Below are 24,243 nucleotides of genomic sequence, written 5' to 3'. Positions count from 1 at the left end.
ACGCTGCTCCACTAGGGGCGACGGAGGCAACGCTTAGACCCACAGCCGGGCCGCAGGCCACCTGCCTCCGCTACAGGGTGATCATCGGGTGTTATCAAGGGCGACTGTTCTGTGCCTCCGGGCCAGCGCCTACAGTGACGGGGGCTGTCATCTCTGCTCCAGGGTTCCATGACCAATGCTTCGCCAGATTCTGGCCAAACCTCCGGCGCAATTCTAGTGGCTCCCGTGGCCGACAGCAGCCTGGGGCCGCTGTCGGCATTGTTAGATCTGCTGCGGGCGGCAGGTTACGAGGTGCGCGAGGTCAGTGGCGAAGACGACACAATTACCGCCGCCGAGGCCGCCCCACCCGACCTGATTTTGCTGGCCGTTGACCAGTTCGACACCGCAGCCATGCGGCTGTGCCACCGCCTCAAAAAACGACCCCAAACCCGTCAGGTAGCCGTGGCGGTTGTGGGCCAAGACCAGGCCCTGGCCCGGCGGCTGCGGGCTTTTGAATTTGGCGTCGTTGACTACATTGACCAATCGCTCTGGGTAGAAGAAGCCGCCGCCCGCATTAAGGCCCAGGTATCGACCCATCGGCTTCAGCGGCGGCTCAGGCAGCAGGCCCAGCGAGCCGTATCGGCGGGCAGCGCCACCAATCTGCTAGCCGACCTGCAAAAGGCGCTACGGCGACAGGCTCAGCTGCTTCAGGCCCAGAACCAGCAGCTTCAGCAAGAGATGCAGGAGCGTGAGCAGGCCCAGCAGGCCCTGCGCCTAGAGCAGCAAAAGTCCGAACAACTGCTGCTCAACATTCTGCCCCGGGCCGTGGTCGACAAGCTCAAGCAGCTGGAGGGGTCGCTAGCGGAGCGCTTTGACGATGTCACCATTCTGTTTGCCGACATTGTGAACTTTACCCCCCTGGCGGCTCAGATCAGCCCGCTGGAGCTGGTTAACTGGCTCAACCAAATCTTCTCGGCCTTCGATCGCCTGGCGGAGCAGTACCAGCTTGAAAAAATCAAGACTATTGGCGACGCCTACATGGTGGTGGGCGGACTGCCGCTGCCCCGCCTTGACCACGCCGAAACCATTATGGAAATGGCCCTGGCCATGCAAGAGGCCGCCACCCACATCACCCGCAACGACGACCAGGAATTTCAGCTGCGCATTGGCATCAACACCGGGCCGGTGGTGGCTGGGGTAATTGGCATTAAAAAGTTTAGCTACGACCTCTGGGGCGATGCGGTCAATATCGCCAGCCGCATGGAGGCCCAGGGGATGCCGGGCAAAATTCAAATTACCGAGGCCACCTACGAGCGCCTTAAGCACCGCTACGCCTTTGAAGAGGCGGGCCAGGTCTTGGTCAAAGGTCATGGCTACTTGACCACCTATCAATACGTCGGCCCAGGGCGAAAAGCTTGATAGACTAGGGAGGCTAAAAATGCGGGGCAGTAGCGTCGAGATGATTGTCTCGACTAGCTACGGTAGATTCTCCGCTGCAATTTGCAAAGAACGGCCCCTAAGGGGGCGTGCACGACACAACCTATATCTCTTTCTATGGCGACATTTTTACTGGAAGTTGGCACTGAAGAACTGCCCGCCAGTTTTGTTAGCGATGCCCTCCACCAGTGGCAAACTCGCATCCCAGCTGAGCTGGCTGAGCTGGCCCTGGCCCCAGAGTCGGTGCGTTTTTACGGTACGCCTCGCCGCTTGGCGCTGGTGCTCGATGGGCTGCCCCCTCGCCAGCCCGATCGCACCGAAGAGGTAAAAGGCCCCCCAGCCCAGGCGGCCTTCAAAGCCGGTGAACCCACCCAGGCGGCCCTCGGTTTTGCTAAATCTAGAGGGGTGGATGTGGCGTCCCTGGAGGTGCGCGACACCGACAAAGGAGCCTTTGTCTTTGTAAATCAGGCGATTCCAGGGCGGCCCGCCACTGACATTTTGAGCGAGCTGATTCCTCAGTGGATTTTGGGCCTGGAGGGCAAGCGGTTTATGCGCTGGGGCGATGGCGATCTGCGCTTTCCGCGCCCGATCCGCTGGCTGGTAGCGCTCATGGATGGCGACGTTCTGCCCATCACCCTAGAAAATGGGTCGATGGTGTGTGTGAGTGATCGCATTTCCCAGGGCCATCGGGTGCTGCATCCCGCGCCTGTGCCCCTGCGTCGCGCCCAAGACTATGTCGAAGCCCTGCGCAACGCCCGCGTTGAAATTGACCCCGCCGCCCGCCGGCTGCTGATCGAGCGCCAGGTGGAAACGGCGGCCAAATCGGTCGAAGCCGTACCGATGATTTCTGCGGCCCTGCTGGATGAGGTCACCAATCTGGTGGAGTGGCCGACGGCGGTGGTGGGCAAGTTCGATGCTGAGTTTCTGGAGCTGCCGCCCGAGGTCGCCATCATCGAAATGGAAAGCCACCAGCGCTACTTTCCGCTCAAGCAAGCTAGCGATGGCCTGGCGCTGATGCCCTACTTCGTCACCATCTCTAACGGTGATCCCAGCAAAGACGCCATTATTGCTGAGGGCAACGCTCGGGTAATTCGCGCTCGCCTTTCCGACGGCAAGTTTTTCTTCGATGCCGATCGCGCCCAGCCCCTCGATGCCTTTGTCGCCAAGCTCGAAACCGTCACCTTTGAAGAACAGCTGGGTTCGATGGCCGCCAAGGTGAAGCGCATTGGTGCTGTGGCCGACCATGTGTGCGACCAGCTCAATTTGGGGGCACAGCCGCGCCAGCACATTCGTCGTGCCGCCTACCTATGCAAGGCCGATCTGGTCACCCAGATGGTGGGCGAGTTTCCTGAACTACAGGGTGTGATGGGGCAAAAGTACGCCCTTCACAGCGGCGAACCCGAGGCGGTGGCCACCGCCATTTTTGAGCACTACCTGCCGCGCGGTGCCCAAGACAGCCTGCCCCAAACCCTGGTGGGTCAGGTAGTGGGCATTGCCGATCGCCTCGATACGCTGGTGGGCATTTTTAGCACCGGCCAGCTGCCCACCGGCTCGTCTGACCCCTTTGCCCTCCGGCGGGCGGCTAACGCGGTACTGAATATTATCTGGGCGGCTGGGCTGCCCCTGAATCTGGCGAAACTGCTGGATACTGTAGTGCAGGACTTTGCTCAAGATCCAACCCTGGCAATCAACGCCCCCGATGCGCTGCGCACCCAGCTCCACGACTTTTTCTTGCAGCGGGTGCAGACCCTACTGCAAGACGAGCAGGGCATCGACTACGACCTGGTAAATGCGGTGATAAGCGATCGCGCCCTGGCCGATCCGCTAGATGTCAAAGATCGGGCGCTGTTTTTGCAGGAGATGCGTCGCAGCGGTCGCATGGACAAAGTCTACGAAACCGTGAACCGGGCCACTCGTCTGGCCGCCCAGGGCACCCTCGATACCCAGGTGATTGACCCCGACGGCGTGATTGATGTTTCTGCTCTGGAGGCCCAGTCGGAGCAGGCCTTTTTGGCGGCGCTCAAAACCCTGGTGCCCCAAACCCAGGCGGCCCAGGCCAGCCGCGACTATGACCAGCTCGTCGCTGGCCTAGAGCAGGTTGCGCCAGTGGTCAGCGGCTTCTTCGACGGCCCCGATAGCGTGCTGGTGATGGCCGACGACCCGACGGTGCGGCAGAACCGGCTTAACCTGCTGGGCCTGCTGCGCAACCACGCCCTGGTGCTGGGCGATTTTGGGGCGATCGTCAAGGGATAGCGATGCCATGAAAAACGCCCATGTAATTGGTCTGGGTAAGTCGGGGGTGGCGGCGGCGCGGCTGCTGCACCGCGATGGCTGGCAGGTGGTGCTGAGCGATCGCGGCTCTAGCCCGGCCCTGGTTACCCAGCAGGAGAGCCTGCGCCAGGACGGCATTACCGTGCTGCTCGACTACAGCTTTGTGCCCGACAGCCGGACCAACCTGCTGGTGGTCAGCCCCGGCGTGCCGTGGGATAGCCCGGCTCTGGTGGCCGCCCGCGAGAACGGCCTGGAGGTAATTGGCGAAACCGAGCTGGCCTGGCGCTTTTTGCAGGATAGGCCCTGGGTGGGCATCACCGGCACCAACGGCAAAACTACTACTACGGCTCTCACCGCCGCTATTTTTCAGGCTGCTGGGCTAAACGCGATCGCCTGCGGCAACATTGGCTACGCCGCCTGCGAGCTGGCCCTAGAGCCCACGGTGCCCGATTGGGTAATTGCAGAGCTGAGCAGCTATCAAATCGAGGCGTCTACCACCCTATCGCCCCAAATTGGTCTTTGGACCACGCTGACCCCCGACCACCTGCAGCGGCACGGCACGGTCACAAACTACGCCCAGATCAAGGCATCGCTGATGCACCGCTCAGAGCTGGCGGTCTTCAATGGCGACGATCCCTACCTGCGCCAGCATCTGCCGCAAGACTTTCCCGACGCCTACTGGACGAGCGTGGGCGGCAAGCGGGCGATCGCCCCGCTCCGGCCCTGTGCCTACATCGACGACGGCTGGGTCAAGTTTGAAGCCATCCCCATTGTGCGGGCCGATGCCCTGCGCATGGTGGGCGACCACAACCAGCAAAACCTGCTGCTGGCGGTCACAGCAGCCTGCCTGGCGGAGCTAGATGCTGAGGCGATCGCAATCGGAGTGGCCAACTTTCCCGGCGTGCCCCACCGGCTAGAGCACATCTGCACCTGGCAGGGCATCGACTTCATCAACGACTCCAAAGCGACCAACTACGATGCCGCCGAGGTGGGGCTGCGATCGGTCTCCACCCCCGCTGTGCTAATCGCTGGCGGTGAAGCCAAGGAAGGCGACGACAGCGCCTGGCTAGCCAGCATTCGGGCGCGAGCTGCCACCGTCCTGCTAATTGGCGATGCTGCGCCTCAGTTTGCCCAGCGGCTGGAGGCCGTCGGGTACAGCCATTACGAAATTGTCGAGACCATGGAGCGGGCCGTGGAGCGAGGGGCGGCGGTGGCAACCTCTCTAGTGGCCCCTGTGGTGCTGCTTTCCCCCGCATGCGCCAGCTTTGATCAATACCCTAACTTTGAGCAGCGGGGGGAGCACTTTCGCCAGCTTTGTCAGCGGTTTCAGTAGATTGGCTCAGTCTATTTTTTGGAAAAACTGTCCTTGTCCGTAGCCTTAATTTCCGTAGCCTTAATTAAGAGCAAGCCATTTAATCAATTGGGATGGCTGTCTCCGCTGTCCCCGGTGTAGGACACCTCCTAAACTAAAAACTGTGGACTTACTCAACCCTAATCTTTGGCTTTTTTAGGCTCAATTACCCAGGAGCTGCAGCAACAAATTTTCGGTTCAGCCGGAGGCGAAAAGAGCCAGGGTGCTGTTTCAACTAAAGGATCAGTTCCACTAGTTCCATTAAATTAGGCTAAAACTCAACTATTCAGGTATAAATTGAGGCAGATGGTGCTTCCTCAAGTTCTGTACCTGGCTCAGCCCAGGAGGTTGCCATCCTCAAGGTTAGCCTCTACCCTCATTCAGCTACCTGGCCCAGCCTCCTCGATACCATGGACAACTCCTCTAACTTCATAGCCCTGCCTCCCGTATCGCCGCCTGCGGCTAACCCTCCAGAGGCGCGCCCCCCCCGTCGCCCCGTGTCGTTTACGATTGGCGGTGCAGAAAGCGGCACCAGCGCAGGCAACCCCCAGCCTGACCCCAGCCCCACCGACAGTTCTCCACCGTCTGGTTCTCCGGCTCATCTGGCTCCGTTTCCCGTCCAGGCGCAGCCTTCGCACCTGCCCCTGCTGCCTCGCCGCAAACGCCCGACCTTTAGCCGCCACCGCCACGATGCCAACCCTGCCCTGGCGGTCAAAGTGCTGCAGGATATTCAAATGGCCGTCGAAGCGTGGCATCAAGACCTGAAACAAACCGTGCAGCGCATTCAGGCGCTCTACATGGAAGGGCCGATTGTCGATGGCTGGCTCGAAACTGTCGACGACCAGTCGGGGACTGCGACGGCGATCGATTCAGCGCTGCTGCGCCACGGCGACCCCCAAGATCTCTCGGGCTATGTCGATCGCCTGTGCCAGTCGCTAGAATCGCCCGCCCCGCCCGCCGCCCCTGGCCATGCCGTGGGTCGCCCTGGCTATCGACTGTGCAACCTCGATTCTGACGGTCGGGTGCAGCACTTTCCCTGCCCGCCAGAGCAGTTGTCTACAATTAGTCTGGCGATCGCTCGCCACCAAAAGCTGCGCCAGCTGCTCGATCACAAGCGATTTTTAGAGGCCAAACTCAAGCGCACAGTAGAGGTCATGACCAGCAGCCGCGACGCCTTAGGAATTGCGCCCATGTGCAGTTCGGAGCCAGAGGTCGGGGAGTAGCGTTGGCTGAGGAGCCGGGGAGGGTTCTCGGTAGGGTCAATGAGGGGATGAGGCGAGTCAGACGCGCAGGGATTACCAGCCCCAGGTGCCTGGATCGCCCTTAAAGGGGCCAACGATGTCTGAGGTAATCCAGCCGCCGTAGAAGTCGCCCGGTTGGGACTGCACCCGCTCATCATCGACATAGCAGGCTTCCATGCGGCTGGGGTAGACGGCAATGTAGTTGGCAATGCTCTGGAACGCCTCCGTAGGGTGAGGATAGGCCCAGGCAGCCTGTTCGGCCTGGCGGTCGCCTACCGCAATGGTGAAGTACACCGCTGCTCCTTTCCACTCGCACATAGTTGAGCGGGGCACGGCCTGGAAGTACTGCATCTGCACATCGTCTGGCGGAATGTAATAGGTGGGCGGATGGCTGGTTTCTAGCACCCGCTTAGCCCGCTGCGAGTCGGCAATGACCACGCCGTTAAACAGGATGCGAATCCGCCGAGCTGAGTCTTCAAGCCGAGGCGGGCGAGGGTAATCCCACACAGATTCTTGGCCGGGGCCGGGGGCAATGCGGTTGGGGGGGGAGAACATACAGCTATCAAAACTAATACAGTACTGGCAATGCCAATACTGTATTAGTTTTCTCCTACTACTGGGCCTGCCACTGTCGAATCGCCTCTTGGGCCTGGTCATAGGCGCTGGTGCCGGGGGGCACTAGACCCGCAGCAGAGATTGCCCCCGGCAGCTGACCATCGGCGGCGCGGGCGCGGGCAATGGCGAGAATATCGCGGCTCCACTGGTCGATGCGGTCTTGGGCGACTACAGACTCAGGGTAGTCAGGGGGAATTTGCTGAGCGATCGCGATCGCGGTTTGAAACGAGGTAGCCTGGTCGGGCTGCAGCACGCTTTGGGCTTCCTGCAACAGGCGACGGTTGACCTGGCGCTGCTCCCACTGCTGAATGCGGGCCTGGGCCAGCCCCCAAACTTCACCCTGATCTTCGGGCACTAGTCGGGCGGCGCTAATTGCCCCATCTAGATCACCCGAAGCGGCGCGGCCCTCGGCTAAGTCAACGATTACCTGGCTCCAGCGGGCAATGTCGGCCTGGGCCTGATCGTAGGCGGGGTCACCAGCGGGCACCTGGCGGGCCTGCTCAATGGCATCGTTAAACAGCGATGCCGACAGCGGCTCAATCAGCCGCCGAGCCTGGTTGAGGGCGGCTTCGCCAGACAGACTGGCGTTGGCATAGCCGGTTTCGGCCTGATTGACCAGGGCCTCGTAGTCGACTGGGCGCTCGCCTTCAGGGATTTGGTTAAACCAGACCAGCGCTTCCCCAAACTGTCGCTGGGCCAGGGCATTTCGGGCTCGTTCTAGGGCTTCAGCCCCACTCACGGCACCCGGAAACAGCGTTTCACCCGCACCGTTTGCCTCTGGGGTCGGAGGCTCTGGAGCCGGGGAGGGGGGCGGTTCTACCGGAGCCGTAACGGCTGGAGTCGCCGATGGCTGACCCCGAAAGCTATCCTGATTGCGCCACAGCACTCCCAGCAGCAGCAGCCCCGCTGCGGCAAACAGACCCAGTCTCCACCAGGGGACTGAATCGTCAGACTCAGGACCTGAGCCTGGTATGGGCCGGGTTGGCGGCACCCGGCTGGGTAGCTCGCCTGGGGCCAGCAGCTCTGGCAAGGGCGGCTCAGCAGCGGGCCACGGCCTGGCGTTCCCACTCGGCAGCGGCTCTGGCGAGGATGGGCTAGGAGAAATAGATCCGGCTGGCTCTGGGGCAGGCAGGGGCATGAGCAGCTCTGGCTCAGCAGGCTCGATAGGGGAAAGGTCTGGCTCCGGCGGCACCCCCACGGGCATCTGCCCCACCAGGCTGGGGGGTACAAGCATGGCATACTGCTGACCGGGAGGCAGCACCGCGACGGGGTTTTGCACCGGCCGCCAGTGGTGCTGGCACAGCTCGGGCACGCGATCGCGCAGGTAGTCGACCAGCTGCGCCAGGGTTAAACAGCCGTGGAACCGCATCCCCTCAATCAGCGCTTCGGTGAACAGGCCGTGGCGCACCGCCAGGGTCTCTTGAGAAAACTGGTCGGGCCGACAGGAGAGCACCAGGGGGATGGCCAGGTCTTGGGCTAGGGACAGCGACGGGGCACCTAGGCCCTGGCTGCCGGGGGCTACGGCTAGGGCGCTCTGAGGCCGATTGATGTCGAGCATGACAATGGTCTGGCGCTGCCCACCCTGGGCCAGTCGGTGGAGCAGGGTTTCAATTAAAATGCCGGTTTGCTCAATCTGGTTAGGATCGGCATCGATGGGCAGCAGGTAGTCTTGCCCCTGCCACTGCACCCCATAGCCACTAAAGAAAAACCACACGGTGTCATCGGGGCCAGCGCGATCGCAGCTTTGGGCCAGACGTTGCAGCAGCACCTCGCGGGTGGGGGCGGCCGCCCCCTGGTACACCATGGGCGAAATGTCGGTGAGCAGCGAGCAGTACTCGGCGGGCAGCCCCACCTCATTGACCAAAAAATCACGCAGTTCGAGGGCATCGAACTGGGCATACATCAGGGGTTGAAGCGATTGATATTGATTGATGCCGACGATCACGGGCCAGTGGCTTGCCATGCCTTTTGGGTGCCTCCGGAGGCGTAGATTTAAAGATGAAAATTCACCTGCCATAGTAACGCCTGCCGGGTTAAACGGAAGCTTGGCTCAGCAATTGGGGCCAGCGACAATTCTTCATTGACGATTGGCGGCTCTATCGCTACAGTTAAGGCACTTTTTGGGCATCCTGCGAGGATGTGTGGAGCAGCAGGCCATGACCTTGTTTGACCGGAAGTTTGAATGGAATTCAGGACGCGATCGCCAGTCTAGGGCAGCGTCTGTGGTGATGGCGGCGCTGATCGGCTTTGGCAGTGCGGCGGTGCCAGCCCTGATGGCCCCACCCGCCGCTCAGGCCTATACCTCGCGGGTCAACGTGTTTTTGGTGCGTGAGCAGGGCGAAAGTTTTGAAACCCTGGTGCGCCGCTCTGAAATTGTGGCCCGCGCTGCCGTCCAGCGCAGTTTTGACGCCGATGTGCTGATGACCGATGTAATTGTCACCATTATTGGCGACAACCAGGGCATCGCCGTTCCCATCTTGACGGTGCCGGTCAGCCGCAGCGAGTGGCAGCTCAGACCCGACGTGACCCAGTGGGCCGACTACTTTGAAGCCGCTAGATACCTGATAGACGATCCGGTCTCAGAGCAGCTTTGAGGACAGGATTGCGCAGACACGCCATCTTGTCCTATAGTTGAAAGGTTGTGAAGTCTTAAGTATCTGTCATGGCGGTTCCCAAGAAGAAAACCTCCAAGCAAAAGCGTGACCAGCGTCGCGCCACCTGGAAGCGCACCGCAGCGCTACAGGCCAAGAAAGCCATGTCCATGGGCAAGTCTGTGCTCACGGGGCGCTCTACCAGCTTTGTCTACCCAACCGATGACGAGGACGACGACGAGTAAGGTCGCCGCTGGGGCTCATTTTCATTGTTGAAGAGACTTCGTCAACGACTTGGCCTGGAGAAGGTTTGGTCATGTCGGCCTTCTCTTTTATAGGCATTACGCTCCCTTTGACTTTGCTCAGGGAGCGTGTTTGTTTGGAGTACTACATTTTGTAAGCAGGGTAGAGCGTCTATCCTGCTTCTTGAGTTAGCTTGGCGGCAGATTCTATCTATTTGCCACTACCATGAACCAGCTCGACTCTAGCCCAGAATCACGCATGTGGGCCATGCTTGCTCACCTCAGCGCTCTATCTGGCTTTGTAATTCCCTTTGGCAATATTATTGGCCCCCTGCTCATTTGGTTGGTCAAGCGCGATGAAATGTCCTTTGTCGCCGATCAGGGCAAAGAAGCGCTCAACTTCAACATCTCCATGACCATCTATATGCTGGTGTCGGGGGTCTTGATCTTTGTGCTGATTGGGATTCCGCTCATCATTGTGCTGGGCATTGCCTGGTTGGTGCTGTCTATCCTAGCGGCGGTCAAAGCTAACGAAGGTGTGGCTTATCGCTATCCCCTAACCCTGCGGTTGGTGAAGTAAAGCGTTAGATAAAAGGCTGCACCTGGGGAGCTAGGGGCGATCGCGGCACAACCCTGGGCTGCTCAGCTCGGGGCTGCTCTACGGCACCGTTGGTATCGTCGGGGTCTTTTGAGGAGTCTGCTTCAGGCGATTCGACCTCAGGCGGGCTTTGCGGCTCAGTCAGAGAGGGAGCCGTGGTGTAAGGTTCAACGACATCTGGCTGCAATTCGGGCAATTCAGGCGCTGTATCCTCTGGGGCCGCTTCGTCACCGGGGCTCACGAGACCCTTTGGGGTGGTCAGGTCGGGGACGCTCTCTTCGCCCGTTGGGCCTGGTTCAACCGGTTTGGGGGCAACTTCCGGCTGCTTGCGCCACTGCTTGAGGCGATCGCGCAACCCCTTAGCCTTTGGTGCTTGAGGGGTAGATTGCTCTGGGGCCGGAGGGACAACCGGAGCGGGGACAGAGGGCCGCACGGGCACAGGCTCGGGCAGCGCCTCAGGCTGAGGCAACACTGGGGGAACGAAGGGTTCTGCCGGTGGCGTTATTTCCTCGGTTCCATCTTTTGCCCTATCTTCTTCTATCCTTTCCTCGGCCTTAGGTGCGGCGGTTTCTGGCTCAGTTGTTTTCGGTTCGTCGGGGGCGGTTGGGGCTTCTACCGCAGGGCGATCGGCTTCAGTCAGGTCATCGGCTGCGCTATCTTCTTCTGCCGAAAATTGGTCGGCCTTGGTCCGCTCAGATTCTGGCGATGGCTCAGGTAGCAGGAATGGGTTGGGTCGAGCCTCGTCTTCTGGCTCAGCCGGAATTGGCATGCCGGTGTCTGGCTCTGGCTGGGCTGGCTCTGCCTCGGGCGGGGTAGGAATATAGTTTGGCTGGGGCAATTCGGGTATCGCTTCTGGCTCAGCAGTTTGCGGCTCTGGCACCTCTGGGGCAGTGTCAGAACCCTCAGACCCTAAGCCTTCTGGTGACTGTTCGGGCTCCAGCGCCGATTCTGGCACCGGGGGGGCCGGGGGCACGTAGGTGGGGTCAATAATACCGGCCACCTCCTTCAGTTCGAGTTCACCCCGTACCAGGCGGGCGAGGGTGTCGCTACCACCCGGCTGGTAGTCGATGATGCGCACGGTATTGTTGAAGCGGTTGTCGATAGGGTTGCCGCTTTCGTCAATGAGTTCGAGCTGCACCCAGTTGCGGCCGGGCTTAAAGCCCTTCAGCCAGATTGGCTGCCACTGGTCGAATACAAAGCTCTGGTCGTTAACGGTGCAGCGAATGCGCCAGTCGTGCAGGTCGTCGTTGGCTTCGGCCTGGGCGCTCATGTGCAGCGGCGCATTGGTAAGGTAAAAGTCGAGCATAATCGGCTCGGCCCCGTAGGTGCCCTGGGGGCGGCTGTAGCTCAGCAGCGGCGCGTTGGCGTTGAGTTCGTTTTGGGGGGTCGGGGCAACTACATGGAAGGTGCGCTGGTCAAAGGCACCTTGGTTTTTGAAGCTCTCGTGCCAGGGCCGCGACGCAAACACCCGCAGGGTGTGAGTACCAGGGGAAAGGTTCTCAAAGGTAATCGGTTCAGACAGGTCGTAGACGGCTTTGTAGGGTTCGTTGTCTAGGAACAAATGCAGGTGAGGCCCCAGTTCGTAGGTTTCGTCTTTAAACAGCGGCAGGCCGCGCACCTGCAACCGGACGGTAGCGCTCGTATCGTCGAGGACTTCGCCGGGGCGAGGGCTGAGAATGCGCACCTGAGGCGTGTAGGCGTCGATAATTTGCTTCAGCGACTCCAGGGTTTCAGGCGGAGACACTTCAGCGATTTGCCCGGTGAGGCGGTTGGGCTGGGGGGTCGGTTCTGAGATCAGCTCGGTGGGCTGAACGGGTTTGGCACAGCTGGTTGTAGTGAAGAGAAGGAGGGCGATCGCCCCAAACGTTACAACCTGGGCCACCATTCGCCGCCCCAGTCCCATGACCTTGCGGATGAACCCCTGTGTCGTGCCCATGCTGCTGTTCTCTACGTCGTTGCACCTATTACCATAGGCCACTTTAGGGTCTTTACAGCAATCGCCACACAGGTTTTTGCGCAGCTATGAGAGCTGAGCTACACTGTCTCGACGACACTCACTAAACACTGGGGAGTTGGCTGAGATGCGGACAAAACAGGCTGTTGTACTGGCGCTCTCGCTAGTGATCGGGCTCTCGGCGGGAGCCGCCGCTGCCACCGCCTACTACTGGAACCGGGCCACGGCGCTGCCCACCTGGTACAGCCCCAGCGGTGCCGAGACTGTCGTGGCCAATGTCGATAGCAGCGGCAACTTACTCCAGAGCAAGCTGGCCACTGGCCAGGGGGTGCGCTACGGCACCGATAACCGGGTCGAAATTTCGCTGAGCGAGGCTGAGCTAACCCAGCTGCTGGCGGAGGGGATCGCTCAGACGCCCCAGGTAGCACAGTTTTTGCCGTCGGCAGATAGCCTCAATGCCACCATTCGCGGCGATCGCGTGGCTGGTGGCATAGTCGTCAACCCAGCCGACCTGCCCACCCAATCGCTGCCGCCCCAGGCGCAGCAGGCCCTAGACACCGCGCTAAACACCGTGCCCATGCTGGGCGATCGCCCCCTTTACATTGGCATTGAGGGTAGCCCGCGAGTGGACAACGGCCGCCTGGTGCTGGGAGACGACACCCGTGTACAGATTGGTCGAGTCAACTTGTCGGTAGACGACGTAGCTCGCCTCACCGGCCTCGACCCCGCCCAGATAACCGAGCGCATTAACCTCGCCCTGCCCCAGGCCGGGCTGACCCTCGACGGCCTGGAGTTTGTCAATGGCGAGGCAGTGCTACGTGGGGTAGCCCGATAACGCGAGGTCAGCAGAGTCGGTTACGCTGCTGAGTTAGCCGTCACCAAGGCTTCTAGCCGCGCCACCAGGTCATCCTTGGCAACGACACCTTCAATGGTGTCAACCCGCTCCCCATTTTGAAAGAAAATCAGGGTGGGGATGGCCATCACGTGGTACTGCAGGGCCAGGGCATCTTCTTCATCGACGTTGAGCTTGGCGACCTTAGCCCGCCCTGCAAAGGTCTCGGCCAGTTCTTCGACAATTGGGTTCATGATGCGGCAGGGGCCACACCAGGCGGCCCAAAAGTCGATTAGCACCGGCACATCGCTCTGCATCACTTCGGCTTCGAAGTTGTCGGCGGTCAGGGTGATATAGGTTGCATCGTCAGCCATGGTCAATCGCTCCTTGTCTGCGTCGTTGTTTGATCTGCGCATTTGGTCTGCGCTGGGATGGGTGCAGTATCTAAAACTATCCGGCTAAAGACTGTTCGGCACTCATTTTCTACGGTACTGCAAAGCCTGGGCGATGGGATTACGGTTAGCCCAACTTTAGCGCCCCTGGGAGCAGGGGGTCGCTACCCAAGTGAGGCTGCGCTGCCAGAGGGCAACGAGCTGGCGCTCTAGGGCAAAGCCCAGTTCGGCTACCAAAATACCCTCGGCGCTGAGGGCATTGTCGGCCAGCCAGGTACCCCGCAGGGTCACTTCGAGCCAGTTAATGTCGCAGGGGGCAATGTCGATCGCGCCCTGGCCAATGGTCTTTAGCATCGCCACCTCTGGCAGGTCGGCGGGCAGGGCAAAGGCCCCGTAGCCGGGCTGCACCACCAGGGGTTGTCCGGCCCGCAGGGCGACGATACTGCGCTGGGCCACCACGGCTTCTACGGTGAGGTCTAATTGTTCAACCAATAAATCGGCATCGGAATAGGTCAACTTCAACATGAGCTCTCATGCCTTGAATACTTGTGAGTTGGTTTCGGCGCTTAAGTTCTGCTGTGTCGAGGCGGCAGCGGCCCGCCGTAATTGCGCGGTGGCCCACGGGCAAAGTAACTGGCGACTAAAAGCCATGCCGTGAGTAAATACCGACGCAAACTCCTGGCGCTCTTGGCCAACGGCGGCGGCAATGGTGCTGCAAACCCAAAACTGGAGCCTGATCGAAACGGAACTAGCCACGAGCGGCCATTCCCAGGCGACGAGCCCCTTGGGGCTAAACCCCAAGAAACTAAACCAGTTGGAAGGTCAGGTTAATGCTGAGACACAGAATGCTGGGAGAGAGGGCGGAGATATCGCCGACTGATGCGATAACCCATGCGCTGGCACGGCCTCCCCAAAGGGGAATCGCCCTGGGCTAGGTATCCCCTTAACCTGAGGGATAGCTCAAACCACGGAAACCGATCTGCCCAACGGCGATCGCCCCCGAGGGCAACCCCTTTAAAGAGATCAGTCCTGTCAAAATTGCCCAGGGTAGCCCCACAGGTAGGGTGCATCAGCTGGCCCATCAGGCCATCCAACAAATCACCAATGCGGTCACTAATGTAACCATCGAACTCCGCCGCCATGCCCAGCTGGCCAGCATCGCCCGTGGTGGCGGCGATATCAAATGCGGTGCCAGTAGACAAGATCCGTAACATAGCGGAGTTCCTCAAGCGTAAAACAACAAGGCTTAGGAAGGCAGTGAGAGCATCCGTTAGGCAAGCACCTCTTGCTCAAAAAGCTGAGGCCAAAAAGCTGAGCTTGACGGATACGCTCGAATAACGTTAATACTACACGTGTAATACAATCGTGTCTAGTCTGTCTAAACTGTTAGTTAGACACAGCTCATTAGTGATAACCACAGTCGAGTTGTGACACGTTCCAGAAACTATCGTTTATGTTCCCTTTGGAGGTGTGCCCGCCGATGCCAACCCTAACCCGCGTATCGACCACTGATATGGAAGTTACCAGCATTCGCCTGGAGCGATCGCTGAAGGAAAAGCTCAAAGCCCTGGCGGGCGATCGGGGGTATCAGGCGTTGATTCGCGACATTCTTTGGCAGTACGTGGAGCAAGGGCCGACAGAATGCGCCGTTCAGGTTCAGGCTGACGATATTTGCGCCAGCTTTGGCGCGGTGGCCGAGCGCGAGCAGGTGTGCGCCCTGACCGGCAATCCCATTCTGGCCAATGCGCCCATGCGGTTGGGGCTAACGGCCCAGGGTCGTCTGGTCCCCCTCAGCGTTGAGTAACGGCGTGACGTAACAGTTTTAAGCAATCCGCTGAAGCACCTATCTGCGCTAACAACCTCCAGCATGAGCCGTTCTTCAAAACGATTAAGAACGATTAAGTCTGACAGCGGTGATCAATTCTGACAGAATAGATAACGGTCTATTCTGGTGATTTACCGATGACACCTAACACCGCCACCACCCGTCACCATCAGCAGGTGCTGACGCTGCGATCGCGGGGCAAGTCGCTCCAGCGGTTTACTGCTGAGGTCAACGAGGTGGTGCGCGCCTCCGGCATTGAAACTGGGCTGTGCACGGTGTTTTTGCGCCACACCTCCGCCAGCTTAATCATTCAGGAAAATGCCGACCCCGACGTGCTGGTCGACCTGGAGAATTTTCTCTCTAAGCTGGTGCCCGAGGGCAACCACTACATCCACAGCACCGAAGGCCCCGACGACATGCCCGCCCACATTCGCACCGTGCTGACCCACACCAGCGAAACTATCCCCGTCATGCAGGGGCGGCTGGCTCTGGGCACCTGGCAGGGCATTTACCTGTGGGAACACCGGGCGCGGGGATCGGCCCGTGAGGTCGTGGTTCACGTCACGGGCTACTAGTATGGTGGATTCCTTTGACCCGGTCGGCTACAGCGCGATTCCTACCCCGCCAGAGGGGTTTAAGTCGGGGTTTGTGGGCATTGTGGGCCGCCCTAACGTGGGCAAATCGACCCTGATGAATGCCCTGGTGGGCCAAAAGGTGGCGATCACCTCCCCCACTGCCCAAACGACCCGCAACCGCCTGCGCGGCATTTTAACTAACGACCAAGCGCAAATTATTTTTGTCGATACCCCTGGCATTCACAAGCCCCACCACGAGTTGGGCAAAATTTTGGTCAAAAATGCTCGGATGGCAATCGATTCGGTGGATGCCACTCTGTTTGTGGTCGACGGCAGCGCCGAAGCCGGACGCGGCGACCAGTTTGTGGCTGAACTGCTGGCCCACAGCAGCGGCCCGGTGATCTTGGGCATGAACAAAGTTGACAAGCAGCCCGAGGAGACAGAGGCGATCGCCCCCCTCGACGCCAGCTACCAAACCCTGGCCGATAGCCATGGCTGGCCCCTGGTCAAGTTCTCGGCCCTGCACGAAACCAGCCTCGATACCCTGCTCGCCACCCTAATCGACCAGCTCGACCCCGGCCCCTACTACTACCCGCCCGATCTCGTCACCGACCAGCCCGAGCGCTTCATCATGGGCGAGCTGATTCGGGAACAAATTTTGCTGAATACGCGGGAGGAGGTGCCTCACTCGGTGGCGATCGCCGTCGACCGGGTCGAAGAAGACACCAATATCACCCGCATTCTCGCCACCATTCACGTCGAGCGCGAGTCGCAGAAGGGCATTTTAATCGGCAAAAAGGGCAGCATGCTGAAGGTGATCGGCTCCGACGCCCGCCAGCAAATTCAAAAGCTGGTGATGGGTCAGGTGTATCTGGAACTGTTTGTCAAAGTGGTACCCAAGTGGCGACAGTCGCGCAGCCGCTTGGAGGATTTTGGCTACCGGGTGGAAGAATAGTCACTACTCCCCAGCTTGCTGCTTGAGCATAGCGATAACATGCTCAGACAGGTAAAGCCCAGCATCTTGCAAACGCTTTAGGCGATCGCCTAGGGAGTCAACCAGGCCTCGCCGGTTTGCTAGAACGAGCACGCCTCCGGTTCCCAGGGTGGCGATTCCTAATGTAAGGGCACAGCGGCGGGCGGCGGCATCGTCAACAATGGCTCTATAACCAGGGTTCTGTAGGCCATAGCTGAGCACAGCCGATTCCCCGGCACCCAAATCCCAAGCGGCAATTTCAGGATTTATGGCAACCTCAATTGGCGTTGCCCAAGCGGCATCAGGCAATTGCCGACTGGCTACATCGTCTTGGGGGAGGGTTACCTCTTGCCAAACTGCTTGAGGAACCAGGATTTCAGAGAAAAGTTGCGGCAGGAGGTCGGCTTGCTCACTTTTGAACAGCACAATTAGCGGCGAGGCATTCACCACAACCCGATCAACTGGCATCGGTCAATTCTTGAGCTATTTCTTCAGCCGTGTACTGAAACACCGATACCTTGTAGCGAGTCAAAGCGTCGATGAAGCCAGCACGGGATAAACCAGCAATTTCGGCGGCTTTGCCCTGAGAAACTTCCCCAAGTTCGTACCACTTAACCGCAGCTGCCACTCGCATTTCTTGTACGAACTCCTCAGGTGCTTTGCGTAGGGCGGAGAACACTGTATCTGGCAGCTGAATTTCGATACTTTGCATAGGATTGCCTTTGCTGGTGAAGGGTTCAGCTGCTTTGGAGTTTGATGCAGAGGTAGCGCCTCGCAGAGGCAATACTGCCATTCTATCGGCGATTTTCGGGTTCAAGAGATATTGCAGCGCCCGTCAATCACGATCTGTCTCGAAAAGGATTAAGAGAGAGCATCAACAACTAGCTCTAGATAACCCGTGACCGGGTCGGGCTGGCGGTGCAGGCGCAGGTGGGGCAGGTTGGCGATCGCAATTTCCGCCGTCGTTCGAATCACACACCCCGGCATGATGTGCCCACCATAGACCTGGCCCTGGGCATCGGCCACGGTCCCGTGCAGGTGCATGCCGTGCTGCGACAGCGTGCCGCTGAGGGAAATCAGCTCCAGGGGGCCAGCGATCGCCGTCGCCTCGACTGCCGCCGCAAACCGCAAAGATGCCTGGGTAAAACTGCCCAACCCCATCAGAATCACCCCCGCTTCTAGCGATTGGGCCTGAGCAAAGGCCTGCAATTCTTGCTTCAGATCTTGGCCAGGGGTGAGGCGGAGGCAGTAGGTCTGCATGGGGGAAGAGGTAGATGGGTAGGTGGGTAGGCGGGTAGGCGAGTGTGCTTTTTTCGATGTTGCCAGACCCACTCATCCACTCATCCACTCATCCACCCGCCCACTCTCCCACCCTCTTACCCGCCCACTCTCCCACCCCTAAGCCGATGCCTCATCATCCCGTTCTGAGCGAGCCGGGCGCGCTTCAAAGGCAGAACAAACGCCGTCGGGGCTGACCTGCAGCCCGTAGAGGGGCGAGTCGGGGTTGCGGCAGCGGCCTTCGCGCTGGTAGCGGCAGGTTTGGCAGCTGGGAGATTGCCAGGGCGTATCGCTACTGGCAACAGTGCGCAGCAGGTCACGCTGGGTCAATCCCTTGATCACCAAGTCGTTGCCCTGCCAGCGGGCCTGCACCAGGCCAGTATTGGCTAGGGCGGCCCAGCGGGGGTCGGCGGTGAGGTCTTCGGGCAGCAGCAGCAGCACGCTGTCGTCGATCTCGGTGATTTCGCCTTCAAAAATGGGTTCGGGGGCGGCGGGTTGAATGAAGCGATCGCCGATCGGAAACTCCACTTCGTTGCCCGCCGAGGGCAGGTGCAGCTGGTAGCGGGTTTGCAGTTCTTCTAGGCCCGTCAGGTCGGCCAGGTGAGTGGGATTGCCGTGCACAAAGGCTACGTGCTGGGGCCTGAGGTTGTGAATCAGCTGGGTGGTGCCGACGCGATCGCTGTGGGTAGTGAGCTGGTAGGTGTCGATCTGCACTCGCTCCGACTCTAGCTCAGGCACCAGGGTTTGTAGCCAGCCCAGGGTGGGGCCAGGGTCGTGGCTGGTCGTCAGCAGCATATCGGCCATCGCGGTGGCAAACGAATCGGGCAGCAGCACCGTCCAGGGCTGGCCCGAAGCGCAGCAGTAGTCGCTGAGATCGGCCTCTCGATGGGCAATCAGAATGCAGGGGCTCTCCCCGTCGGGATAGCCATCTACTCCCAGCCGCCGCACGCGGGGCAATATGCGATCGTCCCAAAATAGGGGCTGGTGGCGGGCAAAATTTTGCACGCTGCTGGGAAACTCCGACATCAGCTCCAGGTACAGGTCACAGCCCGCCGCCACGGTTTCATCGACCCAAACGGTAATGTCTTGCCCGGTAAACTGGTGGTGGCTGCGCAACAGCATCACTAACTCCTGGCCAATGCCCAGGGTGGGCGTGGGCAAGAGCACCGATCGCCCCTGCTGCACCAGGTTATAGAGCGTGCTGGCCAGCGAATTTTCCTGCTGACGGCGGTGGGGGTGGCGGGTGGTACCGGCACTACCTTCAATGATCAGCACATCGGGTTTGAGACCGCGCAGTGCCTCTAGAGGCAGGCCATCCACCAGCCGCGAGTTAGACATAAAAAAGTCGCCCGTGAAAAACACCGTGTAGGGGCGCTGGGGCGAATGGTAGGTAAACAGAGCGCAGGCGGCCCCCGGCAGGTGGCCCGCTGGCCAAATTTGCACAGTCAGGTCGTCGGCTAAACTAATCGGGGTCTGCCAGGGCAGCGCCTGACACAGGTGGGGCGGCACCGCCTCGCCCAGCCAGTTAAGCGGCAGCAGTTGGGTCGTTACCTCGCTGCCGTAGATAGGCACCTGGGGAAATTTTTGGCTAAACTCCCGTACGCCGCGAGCGTGATCGCTGTGGGCGTGGCTGCAAAAGAGCAGATCGGCGGTTCCGATGCGATCGCGGACAGCCTCTAGTGCGGTCAAGTCGCGCAGCCCGCAGTCCAGCACAATTCGCCGCGGCCCCATGCGCAGCTCCAGGCACAGCCCCTCTTGGCCGTGACCCGCACCAAACGGAAAGCAGACCAGATTACTCACGGAATGGTAAACACCCTAAGCAGCGGCACAACCTGGGGCCGATGAACTGGGCCAGTAGCGGAGCTTTAGCCCAGCAGGCCTAGTGGGCCGAACCGTTGCCGTGGTAGTTGTCGGTGTCGTAGAAGCCGTTTTTGGTGCCAAAGAACAGAGTGGCCACCACAAACAATCCAGTCAGTACAGCCAGTACAAGTTTGATATCCATAGGAGCAGTAGCGATGATAGAAAGGTCGATGTGATCGGAGCCTTGGTTTTGAGTCATCTTAACAAGTCTGCCTCAGAGGACAATATAAAGCTTTGTAATCAGCCTACTTTCATTGCCCCGGCCTGGCTGGGGCGATCGTCTTTGGAGGTAGCCCCCGATCTGCTGGGCTGTCGCCTGGTGCGCCGCTGGGCCGACGGTCGCCAACTCAGCACCACCATTGTCGAAACCGAGGCCTATACCGAGGGCGACCCGGCCTGCCACGCCTACCGCCGCGAGACGGCCCGCAATCGGGTGATGTTTGGCCCGCCAGGGTTTAGCTACGTGTACCTGATCTACGGCATTTACCACTGTTTTAATGTGGTGACCGATCGCGATCGCATCCCCAGCGCCGTCCTCATTCGCGCCGTCGAACTCGACGCTATCCCTGATTGGTTGGTCGGTTACCGGGCCGAAAAGTCTGTCCGCTGGGGGGCTGGTCCTGGCAAGCTCTGTCTCTTGCTAGATATCGATCGCACCCTCACCGACCTGCCCCTGGTTCCAGCTAGCGGCCTCTGGCTAGAGCATCGAGACACCAGCTGGCAGCAGCGGGTTGATACAGGGGAGATCGGTTTTACCCAAACCACCCGCATTGGCCTGACTCAGGGGGCCGACCTGCCCTGGCGCTGGTACGTCAGCGATTCTAAGGCCGTGTCAAAGCGATAGATTCTCCGGTGCAGAAACCGGGTTTCTTACGTTTTCCTTGCCTGTAGCCAGGGCTTGGTGCAGAAACCGGGTTTCTCAGCTGAGGAGCTTTTGGTAGGTCAGGTAGGTTTCTTTAATAGTGAATCCTGCGGATTCGTACAGCCCCATGGCCTGGTTGGGGTTTTGGGTATCTACCCCCAGCAGGGCGGTATCCATGCCCGCTAGGTGCAGTTGGTGCAGCCCTTGCAAAAGCATGGCTCGGGCCAGACCCAGACGGCGGTAACCTCTCCGGGTGCCCAAAATTGTAATCCAGCCTTCGTTACGCAGATTACGGGCGTTGTCGTCGTGGTCAATGTGACCTTTGCAGAACCCAGCCAGCTTGCCGTCGGGAGCAACAGCTACCCAGTCGAGTTCGGGCTGGTAGGTGGGGTAACTCAGGCGGTGCTGGCGATCTGCCAGCGTCATCGGCGTAAAGTGCCAGTGATCGACAAAGCTCTCGTTGAACAGCTCCACCCAGGCGGCGGCCTCATCGGCGTTGGTTGGGCGCGAGGTAAAGCCCTCGGGGAACTGGGGCTGAGGGATGGGTTCGGCCAGCGATCGCGCCATATTGTGAAACTGGCGAATAATTCCGTAGCCTTGGGTCTCATAAATGGCCCGATAGTAGGCAGCATCGCTTCTGGCTCCGGCGCAGAGTTCTGCGGGGCGCTGGGCTACCGTCGCCTGCTCTCGAACCAACGCCTCAGTCCAGCCCAACAGTTCTGCTTCGAGCCGATCGCCGCGCCAGTCGGGATGCACAGACACACTCACCCAGCCTTCTAGCGCATCGGTGGGCGCATCGGTAGGATCTTCGATCCACAGGTTGACGACGCCCACTAGCTGGCCACGGGTGGTTTCCCACAGTTGGCAATATTGGGTACCGCCGGGGGGTGGGTGGTCGAGACGGCGCTGAAGGTTTTCGAGGGAGGGGGCACGGTCCAGGCGATCGACCTGGTCGCAGATCTCGTAAAATTCGGCGATCGCAGGCAAATCGGCGTGACCGACGCTGGGGCGCGACTGCGTTGAAGTCAGCAGTTGATTGGTCATAAATGCAGAAGGTTTTGGGGGCTTTAGAAGCTCTACACCTGGGGAACAGCTCATTCCGGATGTTGGCTCTCCTTAACCCAAGCTTACGATTTACCCCATAAGTTAGAGAGGCCCCCATAACTTAGAGAGGAATTTATCCTTCAACGGGAGCCGGGGATTTATCCTGAGGTTGCACCTGGTTGACCTTGGAGCAAATTTTGACCCTATGAGTATTCAAACCGTATCCACACAGCCCTATAGTGACCAAAAGCCCGGCACCTCGGGCCTGCGGAAAAAAGTTAAGGTTTTTCAGCAGCAAAACTATCTAGAAAATTTCGTCCAGTCGATTTTTGACAGCCTGGAGGGCTACCAAAACCAGACCCTGGTAGTGGGTGGCGACGGGCGCTACTACAACCGCGAAGCGATTCAAATTATTCTTAAAATGGCGGCGGCCAACGGCTTTGGCCGCGTGCTGGTGGGCCAGGGCGGCATTCTTTCGACCCCGGCGGCCTCCTGCGTAATCCGCAAAAATAACGCCTTTGGCGGCATTATTCTCTCGGCCAGCCACAACCCCGGCGGCCCCGACGAAGACTTTGGCATTAAGTACAACACCGGCAACGGCGGCCCCGCCCCCGAGGGCATCACCGACGCCATCTACGATCGCAGCAAAACCATCACCGAGTACAAGATTCTCGATGCCTCAAACATTGACCTCGATCGCGTCGCCAGCCACAGCCTGGGCCACACCACCGTCGAGGTGATCGATGCGGTGAGCGACTACGGGGCGCTGATGGAAACCCTGTTTGACTTCGGCCAGATCAAGCAAATGCTCTCGGGCGGCAATTTCCGCTTCTGCATGGACTCGCTGCACGCGGTCACCGGCCCCTACGCCAAGGCCCTGTTTGAGCGCAGGCTGAATGCTCCAGCAGGCACCGTGGTGAATGGCGAACCGCTGGAAGACTTTGGCGGCGGCCACCCCGACCCCAACCTGGTCTACGCCCACGACCTGGTAGAGGTAATGTTTGGCGACAACGCCCCCGACTTTGGCGCGGCCTCGGATGGGGACGGCGATCGCAACATGATTTTGGGCAACAACTTCTTTGTCACCCCCAGCGACAGCCTGGCAATTTTGGCCGCCAACGCCACCCTGGTGCCCGGCTACCGCAACGGCCTGGCGGGAATTGCCCGCTCGATGCCCACCAGCCAGGCCCCCGATCGCGTGGCCGAGAAGCTCGGCATCGACTGCTTTGAGACCCCCACCGGCTGGAAGTTTTTCGGCAATCTGCTGGATGCGGGCAAGGCCACCCTCTGTGGCGAAGAGAGCTTCGGCACCGGCTCCAACCACATTCGCGAAAAAGACGGGCTGTGGGCGGTGCTGTTCTGGCTCAATATTCTGGCGGTGAAGGGCCAGTCGGTTGAAGAAATTGTCAAAGAGCACTGGAGCACCTACGGGCGCAACTACTACTCGCGCCACGACTACGAGGGCGTGGAGAGCGATCGCGCCAACACCCTGATGGAGAACCTCCGCCAGGGGCTAGGCTCGATGCCCGGCAAAACCTTCGGCCCCTACACCGTGGACTACGCCGACGACTTTGCCTACACCGACCCAGTGGACGGCAGCGTGGCCACCAAACAGGGCGTGCGGATTGGCTTTACCGACGGCTCGCGGATTGTCTTTCGCCTGTCGGGTACGGGGACATCTGGGGCCACCCTGCGGCTGTATGTGGAGCGCTACGAGCCAGACCCCGCTAAGCACAACCAGGATACTCAAGAGGCGCTGGCGGACTTGATTAGTCTGGCGGATGAGATCGCTCAGATTAAGACGCTGACTGGGCGCGACCAGCCCACGGTGATCACCTAGGGATTCAGACCTCCGAGGTTTTCAAAACCTCGGAGGTCTAGACTTCTGTTAACCTACTTGCCTGTCGCGCCTCAGCAGGCTAAACGCCTCTCCCTGTTCTGGGGTAATCAAAATCCCGGATGGTGGAATAGTGATCAACTGGCTCCAGGTTGCCTGCTCTGCGTAGGTCAACACATGCAGCAGATTAATCGTCGCCCGCACGCCCTCCGGCGAGCCGATCACTAAATGGCGCAATCGCTCGCGCCCCGGCTGGGGGCTGGGGTTGGCAAGGCGCAGGGGATTCAGATCCCCGAGTTCTTCAAGAACTCGGGGATCTCGGTGGGTAAAGCACAACATAGTTGAGGGATTCCTTTTTTGGCGTTGCTGAATCAAGAGATGAACCTTGACGGGACTGGCACATCGCCGAACTTGAGGTAGTGAAGTAACAAGCGAACAGAGTGAGCCAGCATTTCTACGGTCTTGGAGTAGCAGAGCGTTTTGCGG

At 59.8% G+C, this 24,243-nt stretch carries 26 protein-coding genes and 1 pseudogene; 13 read left to right on the top strand and 14 right to left on the bottom strand.

Going from position 1 to position 24,243, the window contains the following annotated elements:
* Window positions 1-168 precede the first annotated feature (168 nt).
* The 4 genes from IQ265_RS17825 to IQ265_RS17810 all read left to right on the top strand — a co-directional run bounded on the left by IQ265_RS17825 (window position 169) and on the right by IQ265_RS17810 (window position 6,261).
* Window positions 169-1,398: an adenylate/guanylate cyclase domain-containing protein gene (locus tag IQ265_RS17825; RefSeq protein WP_194056039.1), complete on the top strand. Its 1,230-nt coding sequence runs from the start codon at window positions 169-171 to the stop codon at window positions 1,396-1,398.
* Between the two features lie 135 nt (window positions 1,399-1,533).
* On the top strand, window positions 1,534-3,669 hold the full coding sequence (gene glyS / locus IQ265_RS17820; RefSeq protein WP_194056037.1) for a glycine--tRNA ligase subunit beta: 2,136 nt from the start codon (window positions 1,534-1,536) through the stop codon (window positions 3,667-3,669).
* Window positions 3,670-3,676: 7 nt separating this feature from the next.
* Window positions 3,677-5,020 (top strand): UDP-N-acetylmuramoyl-L-alanine--D-glutamate ligase, encoded by a 1,344-nt coding sequence (murD, locus tag IQ265_RS17815; protein ID WP_194056035.1) that lies wholly within the window; start codon window positions 3,677-3,679, stop codon window positions 5,018-5,020.
* A 428-nt stretch (window positions 5,021-5,448) separates the two neighbouring features.
* Window positions 5,449-6,261 carry a hypothetical protein gene (locus tag IQ265_RS17810; protein ID WP_194056033.1) on the top strand — a complete coding sequence of 271 codons (813 nt, stop codon included), beginning with the start codon at window positions 5,449-5,451 and terminating at the stop codon, window positions 6,259-6,261.
* A 72-nt stretch (window positions 6,262-6,333) separates the two neighbouring features.
* Here IQ265_RS17810 and IQ265_RS17805 read toward each other — a convergent pair whose 3' ends face one another.
* Entirely contained in the window at window positions 6,334-6,834 is a 501-nt protein-coding gene (locus IQ265_RS17805) for a DUF427 domain-containing protein (protein WP_194056031.1), read from the bottom strand.
* 58 nt (window positions 6,835-6,892) lie between these two features.
* On the bottom strand, window positions 6,893-8,857 hold the full coding sequence (locus IQ265_RS17800; protein WP_194056029.1) for a caspase family protein: 1,965 nt from the start codon (window positions 8,855-8,857) through the stop codon (window positions 6,893-6,895).
* Window positions 8,858-9,050: 193 nt separating this feature from the next.
* Here IQ265_RS17800 and IQ265_RS17795 point away from each other — a divergent pair, with 193 nt between their 5' ends.
* From IQ265_RS17795 to IQ265_RS17785, 3 genes are all read left to right on the top strand, one after another.
* Window positions 9,051-9,488, top strand: coding sequence for a hypothetical protein (locus IQ265_RS17795; protein ID WP_194056027.1), 438 nt, complete (start codon window positions 9,051-9,053; stop codon window positions 9,486-9,488).
* 68 nt (window positions 9,489-9,556) lie between these two features.
* Window positions 9,557-9,730: a 50S ribosomal protein L32 gene (gene rpmF / locus IQ265_RS17790; RefSeq protein WP_194056025.1), complete on the top strand. Its 174-nt coding sequence runs from the start codon at window positions 9,557-9,559 to the stop codon at window positions 9,728-9,730.
* A 223-nt stretch (window positions 9,731-9,953) separates the two neighbouring features.
* The gene (locus IQ265_RS17785) at window positions 9,954-10,307 is read left to right on the top strand and encodes a DUF4870 domain-containing protein (protein WP_194056023.1); all 354 of its coding nucleotides are present in this window, start codon (window positions 9,954-9,956) and stop codon (window positions 10,305-10,307) included.
* A gap of 4 nt (window positions 10,308-10,311) precedes the next feature.
* Here IQ265_RS17785 and IQ265_RS17780 read toward each other — a convergent pair whose 3' ends face one another.
* A complete protein-coding gene (locus tag IQ265_RS17780; RefSeq protein WP_194056021.1) occupies window positions 10,312-12,261 on the bottom strand; it encodes a hypothetical protein in 1,950 nt (649 codons plus the stop codon).
* A gap of 145 nt (window positions 12,262-12,406) precedes the next feature.
* Here IQ265_RS17780 and IQ265_RS17775 point away from each other — a divergent pair, with 145 nt between their 5' ends.
* Complete coding sequence (locus IQ265_RS17775) at window positions 12,407-13,114, top strand: hypothetical protein (RefSeq protein WP_194056019.1); 708 nt, start codon at window positions 12,407-12,409, stop codon at window positions 13,112-13,114.
* Window positions 13,115-13,134: 20 nt separating this feature from the next.
* Here the strand turns inward: IQ265_RS17775 and trxA are convergent, their stop codons facing one another.
* From trxA to IQ265_RS17760, 3 genes are all read right to left on the bottom strand, one after another.
* Complete coding sequence (gene trxA, locus IQ265_RS17770) at window positions 13,135-13,527, bottom strand: thioredoxin (RefSeq protein WP_194056018.1); 393 nt, start codon at window positions 13,525-13,527, stop codon at window positions 13,135-13,137.
* 114 nt (window positions 13,528-13,641) lie between these two features.
* The gene (locus tag IQ265_RS17765) at window positions 13,642-14,028 is read right to left on the bottom strand and encodes an alr0857 family protein (RefSeq protein WP_194056016.1); all 387 of its coding nucleotides are present in this window, start codon (window positions 14,026-14,028) and stop codon (window positions 13,642-13,644) included.
* 302 nt (window positions 14,029-14,330) lie between these two features.
* Complete coding sequence (locus IQ265_RS17760; RefSeq protein ID WP_194056014.1) at window positions 14,331-14,717, bottom strand: hypothetical protein; 387 nt, start codon at window positions 14,715-14,717, stop codon at window positions 14,331-14,333.
* A 266-nt stretch (window positions 14,718-14,983) separates the two neighbouring features.
* Here IQ265_RS17760 and IQ265_RS17755 point away from each other — a divergent pair, with 266 nt between their 5' ends.
* The 3 genes from IQ265_RS17755 (at window position 14,984) to era (ending at window position 16,858) form a co-directional block, all read left to right on the top strand.
* Window positions 14,984-15,307 carry a hypothetical protein gene (locus IQ265_RS17755; protein ID WP_194056012.1) on the top strand — a complete coding sequence of 108 codons (324 nt, stop codon included), beginning with the start codon at window positions 14,984-14,986 and terminating at the stop codon, window positions 15,305-15,307.
* A 158-nt stretch (window positions 15,308-15,465) separates the two neighbouring features.
* Entirely contained in the window at window positions 15,466-15,903 is a 438-nt protein-coding gene (locus IQ265_RS17750) for a secondary thiamine-phosphate synthase enzyme YjbQ (RefSeq protein ID WP_194056010.1), read from the top strand.
* Between the two features lies 1 nt (window position 15,904).
* Window positions 15,905-16,858 (top strand): GTPase Era, encoded by a 954-nt coding sequence (gene era / locus IQ265_RS17745; RefSeq protein ID WP_228038062.1) that lies wholly within the window; start codon window positions 15,905-15,907, stop codon window positions 16,856-16,858.
* Window positions 16,859-16,861: 3 nt separating this feature from the next.
* Here the strand turns inward: era and IQ265_RS17740 are convergent, their stop codons facing one another.
* From IQ265_RS17740 to IQ265_RS29515, 5 genes are all read right to left on the bottom strand, one after another.
* The gene (locus tag IQ265_RS17740) at window positions 16,862-17,344 is read right to left on the bottom strand and encodes a DUF3368 domain-containing protein (protein ID WP_194056008.1); all 483 of its coding nucleotides are present in this window, start codon (window positions 17,342-17,344) and stop codon (window positions 16,862-16,864) included.
* Window positions 17,334-17,588 carry a UPF0175 family protein gene (locus IQ265_RS17735; protein ID WP_194056352.1) on the bottom strand — a complete coding sequence of 85 codons (255 nt, stop codon included), beginning with the start codon at window positions 17,586-17,588 and terminating at the stop codon, window positions 17,334-17,336. The genes IQ265_RS17740 and IQ265_RS17735 overlap by 11 nt, the downstream gene beginning before the upstream one ends.
* A gap of 149 nt (window positions 17,589-17,737) precedes the next feature.
* Window positions 17,738-18,136, bottom strand: coding sequence for a PPC domain-containing DNA-binding protein (locus IQ265_RS17730; RefSeq protein ID WP_194056006.1), 399 nt, complete (start codon window positions 18,134-18,136; stop codon window positions 17,738-17,740).
* Between the two features lie 138 nt (window positions 18,137-18,274).
* The gene (locus tag IQ265_RS17725; RefSeq protein WP_194056350.1) at window positions 18,275-19,885 is read right to left on the bottom strand and encodes an MBL fold metallo-hydrolase; all 1,611 of its coding nucleotides are present in this window, start codon (window positions 19,883-19,885) and stop codon (window positions 18,275-18,277) included.
* A 148-nt stretch (window positions 19,886-20,033) separates the two neighbouring features.
* Window positions 20,034-20,156, bottom strand: a complete 123-nt coding sequence (locus IQ265_RS29515; protein ID WP_255523577.1) for a hypothetical protein — start codon at window positions 20,154-20,156, stop codon at window positions 20,034-20,036.
* A 111-nt stretch (window positions 20,157-20,267) separates the two neighbouring features.
* Between IQ265_RS29515 and IQ265_RS17720 the strand changes: the two genes are divergently transcribed.
* Window positions 20,268-20,858 carry a DNA-3-methyladenine glycosylase gene (locus tag IQ265_RS17720; protein WP_194056348.1) on the top strand — a complete coding sequence of 197 codons (591 nt, stop codon included), beginning with the start codon at window positions 20,268-20,270 and terminating at the stop codon, window positions 20,856-20,858.
* A 75-nt stretch (window positions 20,859-20,933) separates the two neighbouring features.
* Here the strand turns inward: IQ265_RS17720 and IQ265_RS17715 are convergent, their stop codons facing one another.
* Complete coding sequence (locus IQ265_RS17715; RefSeq protein WP_194056004.1) at window positions 20,934-21,920, bottom strand: GNAT family N-acetyltransferase; 987 nt, start codon at window positions 21,918-21,920, stop codon at window positions 20,934-20,936.
* A 205-nt stretch (window positions 21,921-22,125) separates the two neighbouring features.
* On the opposite strand from IQ265_RS17715, the gene IQ265_RS17710 reads away from it, so the two are divergent.
* Window positions 22,126-23,760, top strand: a complete 1,635-nt coding sequence (locus IQ265_RS17710; protein WP_194056002.1) for an alpha-D-glucose phosphate-specific phosphoglucomutase — start codon at window positions 22,126-22,128, stop codon at window positions 23,758-23,760.
* A gap of 48 nt (window positions 23,761-23,808) precedes the next feature.
* Here the strand turns inward: IQ265_RS17710 and IQ265_RS17705 are convergent, their stop codons facing one another.
* Window positions 23,809-24,096 carry a hypothetical protein gene (locus IQ265_RS17705; protein WP_194056000.1) on the bottom strand — a complete coding sequence of 96 codons (288 nt, stop codon included), beginning with the start codon at window positions 24,094-24,096 and terminating at the stop codon, window positions 23,809-23,811.
* A 32-nt stretch (window positions 24,097-24,128) separates the two neighbouring features.
* Window positions 24,129-24,243 (bottom strand): annotated as a pseudogene (locus tag IQ265_RS17700) (IS1 family transposase); the annotation flags it as partial.

Source organism: Nodosilinea sp. LEGE 06152 (assembly GCF_015207525.1).
Taxonomy (GTDB): domain Bacteria; phylum Cyanobacteriota; class Cyanobacteriia; order Phormidesmidales; family Phormidesmidaceae; genus Nodosilinea.
This window is presented reverse-complemented; position numbering and strand designations above follow the sequence as displayed.

What these genes read in the sequence shown, in the direction of transcription:
- trxA (WP_194056018.1), bottom strand. Translation starts at nt 13,527, where the DNA reads ATGCGCAGATCAAACAACGACGCAGACAAGGAGCGATTGACCATGGCT.
- IQ265_RS17715 (WP_194056004.1), bottom strand. Translation starts at nt 21,920, where the DNA reads ATGACCAATCAACTGCTGACTTCAACGCAGTCGCGCCCCAGCGTCGGT.
- IQ265_RS17800 (WP_194056029.1), bottom strand. Translation starts at nt 8,857, where the DNA reads ATGGCAAGCCACTGGCCCGTGATCGTCGGCATCAATCAATATCAATCG.
- IQ265_RS17710 (WP_194056002.1), top strand. Translation starts at nt 22,126, where the DNA reads ATGAGTATTCAAACCGTATCCACACAGCCCTATAGTGACCAAAAGCCC.
- IQ265_RS17775 (WP_194056019.1), top strand. Translation starts at nt 12,407, where the DNA reads ATGCGGACAAAACAGGCTGTTGTACTGGCGCTCTCGCTAGTGATCGGG.
- IQ265_RS17730 (WP_194056006.1), bottom strand. Translation starts at nt 18,136, where the DNA reads ATGCAGACCTACTGCCTCCGCCTCACCCCTGGCCAAGATCTGAAGCAA.
- IQ265_RS17785 (WP_194056023.1), top strand. Translation starts at nt 9,954, where the DNA reads ATGAACCAGCTCGACTCTAGCCCAGAATCACGCATGTGGGCCATGCTT.
- IQ265_RS17740 (WP_194056008.1), bottom strand. Translation starts at nt 17,344, where the DNA reads ATGCCAGTTGATCGGGTTGTGGTGAATGCCTCGCCGCTAATTGTGCTG.
- IQ265_RS29515 (WP_255523577.1), bottom strand. Translation starts at nt 20,156, where the DNA reads ATGGATATCAAACTTGTACTGGCTGTACTGACTGGATTGTTTGTGGTG.
- IQ265_RS17825 (WP_194056039.1), top strand. Translation starts at nt 169, where the DNA reads ATGACCAATGCTTCGCCAGATTCTGGCCAAACCTCCGGCGCAATTCTA.
- IQ265_RS17750 (WP_194056010.1), top strand. Translation starts at nt 15,466, where the DNA reads ATGACACCTAACACCGCCACCACCCGTCACCATCAGCAGGTGCTGACG.
- era (WP_228038062.1), top strand. Translation starts at nt 15,905, where the DNA reads ATGGTGGATTCCTTTGACCCGGTCGGCTACAGCGCGATTCCTACCCCG.
- IQ265_RS17780 (WP_194056021.1), bottom strand. Translation starts at nt 12,261, where the DNA reads ATGGGCACGACACAGGGGTTCATCCGCAAGGTCATGGGACTGGGGCGG.
- glyS (WP_194056037.1), top strand. Translation starts at nt 1,534, where the DNA reads ATGGCGACATTTTTACTGGAAGTTGGCACTGAAGAACTGCCCGCCAGT.
- IQ265_RS17705 (WP_194056000.1), bottom strand. Translation starts at nt 24,096, where the DNA reads ATGTTGTGCTTTACCCACCGAGATCCCCGAGTTCTTGAAGAACTCGGG.
- IQ265_RS17755 (WP_194056012.1), top strand. Translation starts at nt 14,984, where the DNA reads ATGCCAACCCTAACCCGCGTATCGACCACTGATATGGAAGTTACCAGC.
- rpmF (WP_194056025.1), top strand. Translation starts at nt 9,557, where the DNA reads ATGGCGGTTCCCAAGAAGAAAACCTCCAAGCAAAAGCGTGACCAGCGT.
- IQ265_RS17765 (WP_194056016.1), bottom strand. Translation starts at nt 14,028, where the DNA reads ATGTTGAAGTTGACCTATTCCGATGCCGATTTATTGGTTGAACAATTA.
- IQ265_RS17805 (WP_194056031.1), bottom strand. Translation starts at nt 6,834, where the DNA reads ATGTTCTCCCCCCCCAACCGCATTGCCCCCGGCCCCGGCCAAGAATCT.
- IQ265_RS17810 (WP_194056033.1), top strand. Translation starts at nt 5,449, where the DNA reads ATGGACAACTCCTCTAACTTCATAGCCCTGCCTCCCGTATCGCCGCCT.
- IQ265_RS17735 (WP_194056352.1), bottom strand. Translation starts at nt 17,588, where the DNA reads ATGCAAAGTATCGAAATTCAGCTGCCAGATACAGTGTTCTCCGCCCTA.
- IQ265_RS17795 (WP_194056027.1), top strand. Translation starts at nt 9,051, where the DNA reads ATGACCTTGTTTGACCGGAAGTTTGAATGGAATTCAGGACGCGATCGC.
- IQ265_RS17760 (WP_194056014.1), bottom strand. Translation starts at nt 14,717, where the DNA reads ATGTTACGGATCTTGTCTACTGGCACCGCATTTGATATCGCCGCCACC.
- IQ265_RS17725 (WP_194056350.1), bottom strand. Translation starts at nt 19,885, where the DNA reads ATGGGGCCGCGGCGAATTGTGCTGGACTGCGGGCTGCGCGACTTGACC.
- murD (WP_194056035.1), top strand. Translation starts at nt 3,677, where the DNA reads ATGAAAAACGCCCATGTAATTGGTCTGGGTAAGTCGGGGGTGGCGGCG.